The organism is Haloferula luteola, assembly GCF_014201715.1.
GTDB lineage: Bacteria > Verrucomicrobiota > Verrucomicrobiia > Verrucomicrobiales > Akkermansiaceae > Haloferula > Haloferula luteola.
Map to the genome: position 1 here is coordinate 1 of NZ_JACHFD010000040.1, position 7,209 is coordinate 7,209.

The 7,209-nt window shown below is 60.4% G+C and carries 5 protein-coding genes; all 5 read right to left on the reverse strand.

The window, feature by feature from the left end:
• Positions 1-534: 534 nt before the first annotated feature.
• On the reverse strand, positions 535-1,755 hold the full coding sequence (locus HNR46_RS19930; RefSeq protein ID WP_184022371.1) for a tyrosine-type recombinase/integrase: 1,221 nt from the start codon (positions 1,753-1,755) through the stop codon (positions 535-537).
• A 543-nt stretch (positions 1,756-2,298) separates the two neighbouring features.
• Entirely contained in the window at positions 2,299-3,570 is a 1,272-nt protein-coding gene (gene murA, locus HNR46_RS19935; protein WP_184022373.1) for a UDP-N-acetylglucosamine 1-carboxyvinyltransferase, read from the reverse strand.
• A gap of 25 nt (positions 3,571-3,595) precedes the next feature.
• Complete coding sequence (gene prmC / locus HNR46_RS19940; RefSeq protein WP_184022375.1) at positions 3,596-4,450, reverse strand: peptide chain release factor N(5)-glutamine methyltransferase; 855 nt, start codon at positions 4,448-4,450, stop codon at positions 3,596-3,598.
• A gap of 14 nt (positions 4,451-4,464) precedes the next feature.
• A complete protein-coding gene (locus HNR46_RS19945; RefSeq protein ID WP_221285303.1) occupies positions 4,465-5,628 on the reverse strand; it encodes a M20 family metallopeptidase in 1,164 nt (387 codons plus the stop codon).
• A 26-nt stretch (positions 5,629-5,654) separates the two neighbouring features.
• The gene (locus tag HNR46_RS19950; RefSeq protein WP_184022377.1) at positions 5,655-7,085 is read right to left on the reverse strand and encodes a DUF481 domain-containing protein; all 1,431 of its coding nucleotides are present in this window, start codon (positions 7,083-7,085) and stop codon (positions 5,655-5,657) included.
• Positions 7,086-7,209 lie beyond the last annotated feature (124 nt).

Sequence of the window (7,209 nt, forward strand, 5' to 3'; positions counted from 1 at the left end):
TCACGGTGGTTGGTTGGTTTTCGTTTAGCAACGCCACGCTGACGCGTGGCACCAACCAGCCACCACCTCATTCTAACGATTCATGGGACGCTTCCGGGTGACCTCCCCCGTCTGGCATCTGCGCTTTCGCTCAGCGCTCCGTCCTCGGTCGCGGCTGACGCCGCGCCCTCGTCCTGCGCTCCGAGCGAAAGCGCGGGGCAGGGGCAAGCTTGTCAGGAAGCCACCAACCGATGAATCTCAACCCGACCGGCTGCCACCGATTCTAACGATCTGAGGGACATCCCCCGGCCTTGTTACGCTCTCCGAAAGTCCTGCGCGATTTCATGGCGATCACCGCCTCGCATCACCTCGGGGGGAATCGCTGCATTCAACAACCAGATCGCCTGGTTCATCCACCGGGGCTGAGGAACGATCAACCGCAAGCATCGCTTCTTCAAAATGTGCGCTCAATCACTCAAGCAATTCTGACGGAGTGCCGTTTACATATCACTTCGATCCCCCTTTCGGGTAAGGGTGCGGCATGGTGAGCTTGCCTCAGGCCACTGCGATCGTCGGAATCTGCACTCCTTTCGGGCCGATCTTAAAGAAGTCAATAGCGTCTTTCCTGCTGGCTCTGCCAACGTAGTGCTCGCGAAGGACGGAGGGGTTCGAGGTGTGCCCGAATTCGAATAGCAGGCTTTCTAGAGGAATTCCAGCTGCCACAGCGTACGAGGCATGGGAGTGCCGAAGGGCATTTTGTGGCCACCCACCCAGGTTGGGATCGGGTAGTGTCTGCATCGTGCGATCCTTCGCGGTTTCTGTCTTAGCTGACTTTTTTTCAAGTAGTCTGGAGCCTAGGTTCCAGCCGGCAATGCGTCTGCAGGCCTTGTCTACCTCACGCCAGTTGGGGCAGGGTGAATAAGGATAGACGGCGAGCCATGCGCTAAGGGTGGGATTGGGGTTGATATGGCGTCGGCGACCTTTCTTGGTAATCTCAGCAGACATTTCGATTCCTCCGTCGGTCACATGTCGAGACTCAAGGCGTCTTAACTCCTCAGCCCGTATCCCGGCGAAAAGCTGGAGTGCATAGGAGGCAACCGCTTCCGGGTAGTGAACCTCAGCAACTTGCAAGAGCCGGTTGGCCTGGGCAGGGGAAAGGATGGCGATCTCACGTTGGTGGCGCCCGGACTTCGGAATCTCGATTGCCTTGAATACATCAGCATCACACCACCCCTTCCTTGCTGCCCAACGCCAGAACACGCGAGCGTTCCGGATCCGCCCAAGTACCGCTGCACCAGTGGCTCCGGGAGGCGCTATGATACCTTGGATGTCGTCTGCGCAAACAGATGTGAGTAGGGTGTCTTGAAGGTCGGTACGGAGCTTATTGGCTACTTGTCGGTAGCCATCGAGCGTCCTATCGCGCAGACCTTCACATGCAAGGAGCCAGGAATCAATGGCCTCGCTCACCGACTTGCTTGCGTTTTCCCGTTCTTTGATTTCCGCCACGATTCGTGCTGCTTCAACTAGCGAAATACCCCATGGCTTGAGGAGCCTCTCTGCCTGAGTGGCTGCTTCGGCAAGACTTGGCCGAATGACCGATGCCGCTTCGCCATGTTGCTTATACTTCTCTCGTAGCTCCGTCGCATGTTGCTTGGCCTTGTCCCGAGTATCGTGGAAATGACGCTCCCTCTTCCCGGATTCGGTGAGGCTCGCTGGCACGTTGATGCGCCAACCTTCGGTCGTCTTCGTCACCGTAAACTTTGGTCGCTTTGGCATGGAGAAACGATGGTGTTGCAATGCGAATTTCAGCAACTCTAACCGGCGGGATTTCCTGCCCTTATTGCCTCAAAAATCCGAGAGATAGCGGAAATGAGAGAAATGGCGAATTGTAAGTGACTAAGATCGAGTGTGGTTTGTATTTCGCTACAGACTTAAAATCCGTTGCCGGGCAACCGGCGTGGGGGTTCGAGTCCCCCCGGTGGCACTTTCTTGATGGGGTGAGAGAACGGCTCTTGGGGGGGGAGGAAACGATTTCGAACGGATGATCGAGGTCGTATCCGATCCGAATTCAAACATGGGGTGCGCGCAATCTCCAAGTCCCTGAAGAAACGCGTCTGCGTCGCAAGGTCCGATCGACGCAGCCAAGACGAAATCGATGGGGGGTGCCCATCGCAGGATCGCGGTCGCGGGAACGGATCCCATGAAGGCCGTTGCCGATCCGGCCCTCCCCGAGGATCGCAGGTGGGGGCTGGGAGCGGGAGCGGAAGGTGGTTTTAGGGCGCCCCTTCAGGATGGGGCAAAGTGGGGTAAAAAGGGGCCTTAACGTTCGCGAACTCGTTCGACGTTGGCACCGAGGGCGAGGAGTTTCTCGTCGATGTGCTCGTAGCCGCGGTCGATGTGGTAGAGGCGATTGATCTCCGTGGTGCCCTTGGCGACGAGACCTGCAAGAACCAGAGCGGCGGAGGCGCGGAGGTCGCTGGCCATGACGGGTGCTCCGCTGAGTGATTTGACGCCCTTGATGACGGCCTTTCCGTCGGCCACGTGGATGTCGGCTCCCATGCGCTTGAGTTCTGCGCAGTGCATGAAGCGCTGGGGGAAGATGGTATCGACGACGACGCTGGACCCAGGGGTCATGGCAAATAGAGCCGTCATTTGAGCCTGCATGTCGGTGGGGTAGCCGGGGTAGGGCTCGGTGACAATTTCGACGGGCATGGGGGTATCACCACGGTGCACGGTGCAGGCATCTCCAGTGTTGTTGAAATGAACCTGGTGGCCGGCTTTGCGGAGGGCGGCGGTGATCGCGACAAGGTGGCCCTCGTGGACGCGGCGCAGGGTCACCCCATCCCCGGCGAGCGCTGCGGCGACCATGAACGTCCCGGCTTCGATGCGATCGGGAATGACGTTGTGAACGGTGCCATGAAGTTTGGAAACGCCTTCGATGGTGATGATGGGTGTGCCGGCACCGGTGATTTTGGCGCCCATGGAATTGAGGAATTCGGCGAGGTCGACGACTTCCGGTTCGCAGGCGGCGGAGGTGATGGTGGTGGTCCCTTCGGCGAGAGTGGCCGCCATCATGACATTGTCGGTGCCGAGGACGGTGGGACCATTTTCACCGCAAAGGTCGACGGTGGCACCTTTGAGGCCGTGAGGCGCGGTGAGGATGACGTTGCCCCCCTCAAATTCCGAAGTTGCGCCGAGGGCTTCGAGTCCACGGATGTGCAGATCGATGGGGCGGTCTCCAATGACGCACCCACCGGGAAGAGCGACGACGCAGCGTTGTTTGCGGGCGAGCAAGGGGCCCATCATGCAGACGGAGGCCCGCATGCGGCGGACGATGTCGTAAGGGGCGGTATCCGAAATCTCGCTGGCGGTGATGCGGACGGTGCCGGAGAAGCGTTCGACGTCGGCGCCCAGCCCGGTGAGGATCTGCACCATGTAGTTGGTGTCGGAAACATCGGGCACGCGGCGGATGACAACGTCCTCTTCCGTCAGGAGAGCGGCAGCGAGGATGGGGAGCGAGGCGTTTTTGGAGCCGGAAATGGTGATGGCGCCGTGAATCGGTGAGCCGCCGTGAACGAGAAGTTTGTCCATCCAGGAAGGTGCAGGTTGTCGGTTATCAGAGTCCGGGACGTCTCGCGACCGGAAAACGGGGGATGCCAGAGAGGTCTTTGAGGGTCAAGACGTCCGTGAAGGAAGCGGCACGCAGGAGATTTTCAACCTCGGAGAATTGGTGGATGCCAATTTCCAGGGCGATCCAGCCACCGGGGTTGAGGTGTTGGAAGGCATCGGGAATGAAGCGGCGAATGAGATCGAGGCCATCGACCCCACTGAACAAGGCGAGAGCGGGATCGTGACGGACCTCGATGGCGACTTGTTCACCATCAGGAATGTAGGGAAGGTTGGCGGCGATCAGATCGAAGCGAGTTTCTTCGAGGTTTTGGAAGAGGTCGGACTGAACGAAGTGGAGGTGATCGGGGAGCGGAGGTTCTCCGATGAACTCGGCATTTTCTCGAGCGAGCGTGAGAGCATCAGCGGAGAGGTCGGCCAGGGTGACCTGAGCTGTGGGGAAATCATGAGCCAGAGAGAGGCCAAGGCAGCCGGAGCCGGTGCCCATGTCGAGGATGTGGGCGTTCTCCGGGAGTTTCAGGTTTTTGGCCAGCCACTCGGCCAGTTCTTCGGTTTCGGGTCGGGGGATCAGGGCACGGGCGTCGGTTTTGAATTCGTGCTGTCGAAAGTAGACGGACCCGAGGAGGTGCTGGACGGGGATGCCCTCGCCGCGTTTCCGAAGGGCTTCGCGGAGGGGGGCGAGATGGGCTTCTTCGAGGGGCTGATCGAAGCGCAGATAGAGATCCATGCGGGTGCAGTCGAGCTGGTGGGCGACGAGCATTTGCATGTTTCTGCGGGCGTCTTCGATACCGCGCTTTTCGAGGTAGGCGGTGCCTTTATCGAGGATGTCGAGAACGGTGGTCATCAAGGGCCGGACGCTCAGGATGCGGGGATCAAGGAGCCAATCAAGTCGGAGAAGAAATTAGCTCCGTCTTCGAGGTCGGCGACTTGGATGAATTCATCGCAGGTGTGGGCTTGATCGATCGACCCCGGGCCCAAACAGATTGAAGGAATGCCCGCGTCCGAGAGGTGGGCGGCGTCCGAGAACCAGGGAGCGCCGACGCAACGGGAGGCGGGCCGGATGTGGAGGAGTTTCTGAATCCACGGGTGGTCGGCAGGCGTTTCCATGGGAGGCTTCTCGTCGGCGTGATCGATTTCGATCGGGTGGCCGGCAAGCATTTGTTGGACGAGGGCGAGAGCCCCGCCGGCCTGGTGGAGGGCGGGGGTGATGCGGATGTCGATCTCGGCTTCGGCGAGGTCGGGGACGATATTGGGTCGAGAACCTCCGCGGAAGGTGCCGACGTTGAAAGTGGACGGCCCGAGAATGGGATGGGTGAAGGTGGCGAGTTTTTCGATGAGGGGCTCTTGGAGGGCGTCGAGGACGCGAGCCAGTTTCATGACGGCATTGTCGCCGCGCTCGGGCTGGGAGGAGTGAGCGGCCTTTCCGGTGGCACGGAGGGTGGCCCAAAGCGAGCCTTTGGTGGTGTGAACGAAGTCGAGAGAGGTGGGCTCGCCGACGATCGCAAATTGGTAGTCGGCGGCGTATTTTTCGCCGAAATCGCGAGATCCCCACTGGCAGGATTCTTCGCCCATGAAGCCGACGAAGTCGACGGCGACGGGCAGTTGTTGGAGGTGGGGGGCGTGCTGCTGGAGCGCCCACAACATGGCGGCCATGGGGCCTTTGGTGTCGGAAGTGCCTCGCCCCCAGATCCGTCCGTCGCGAAGTTCCCCGGAGAAGGGATCGATGATCATGCCGCCGACGCCGACAGTATCGAGGTGGGGCCCGAGCAGCAGCCGTGGCCGTCCGTCGAGGGGGGCGAAGCGGGCGATGAGGTTGGGGCGTCCTGGTCGAATTTCTTCGAGCATGACCTCGGCACCGATTTGGCGCAGCCAGGTGGCGAGGAAGTCAGCCAGTGCGGCCTCCCCGGTGTGAGGGGTGCCCGGATCGTTGTCGGGATTGACCGACGGAATGCGGACGAGGTGTTGGAGGAGCTCGGTGACGGTCACGGGCTGGAAGGTGACCGCAGATGCGGGTTCGTCCAATCTCGAACGTGGAAATGTCCGGCAGATCAGAATTTCACGGCGATGCCACTGGTGAGAGTGGTGTCGTGGTGGGCTCGTCCGGTGGCCGGGGTGGGGTCGAAGAGGTAGGTGAGTCCGATGCGTAGGGCGAGGGATTCGGTGAGGTCGGTGTCGAGGTTGGCCGCGGCCGTGAGGGTGTGGTTGTCGAGTTCGGCGGCTTCTGCCTCCCATACGAGGGACTGTTTGAAGGTGAGGCGGGGAGCGATGACGAAGGCGAATCTCTCGGCGGCGACCAGGGATAGGTAATCGGAGCGCTGGCCTCCGGCTTTTTCGAAGGTGTAACCGGGGCCTGCCTCCAAACTGAGGCTCACGGCGTCATTCTTGACGAGGTAGGTGCCGGCCGTGGCGGACGGGGTGAAACGGTAGCTGAGGTCGGCAAGGTCGTCGTGAAACAGTTCGACGCCAGCTCCTAGAAAACGGCGGGAACCGAACAGTCGGCGAAGCCGTGCATCCGCATGGAATTGGTGCTGGGAGGTGTCTCCATCGTCTTCGCCGTAGAGATACTCGGCTCCCGCGAAGAATTCGTGGGTGGCAGCATGGTAGGCGGTCTCGAAGGTGGAAGTGAGGGATCGGCTGTCGGAATTTCCAGAAGCCAGAGCGGTGCCTAGTGACGCGCTTCGCGTCCAGCCGGTAGGGGTGGCGGTGGGTGTTTTGCGCGCGGGCTTGAGGGTCTTGCGTGCCGATTTCTCAGGATCGGGAAACCCGCCGAGCGAGTAGCCCACGCCGAGCATGAGGGATAGGTCGTTTTCTTCTCTTCCGGGCGCCGGGCTATGGTCGCGTTGATAGCGCACAAAAGTACGAAGGTTCCAGTGGTCGGTGATGCGGCTTTCAATGCCGAGCTCGGCGGTGAGAAGGTGGTTGTCGAAGTCGGCGGCTTCCGGGACAAAGGCAAGGGATTGCCAGAGCTTGGAGGCGTCTCCGAGGCGACGTTCGTAGCGTTCGGCAAGTCGCAGGTTCAGGAAGTCCGAGTTGCTTCCGGCTTGGGTTTCCCAAGTGTATCCTGGGCCCATTTCGAAGGCGAGTGACTGGCGATCTTCTTTGAGCGCGTACCAGCCCAGCAAGGTGCTGATGTCGATGCGATGATCGAGATCAGCGATGGGATCGGTGAGGAACTGGGCGGAGAATCCAAAGTAACGGCGCTCTTGGACCAGGTGGTTGAATTGAGCGCCGAGCCGTAAGTTGTCCGTGGTCGCGATGCGATCATCTTCGGCGTAGAAGTAGTCGGCGTTGAGGAACAGTTCGTTTTCGGGCGTCACCCGGGTGGCCAGAAGTTGAAGATGGGTGGCCAATCGGTCGGAGTTGCCATCCGAGTAGCTGAGCCCGGCGGCTCCGGTGATTTCCCATGGGGAAGTTTCTGATTCGGGTTCTGCAAAGACGGGCAAGGCGAGGAGGGCAAGGAAGGCTTTCGGGGAAATCACGGTGCGAGGAGTCAGGTCGAGGGGCCGTGCTAGTGCATCGTCCGAAAAGTAGCAGGCATATCAGGTGATGCCAGCGTCTTGGGCGAGCTTGGTTAGTTGGATGATCCGGCTGAGCTTCTTCGGG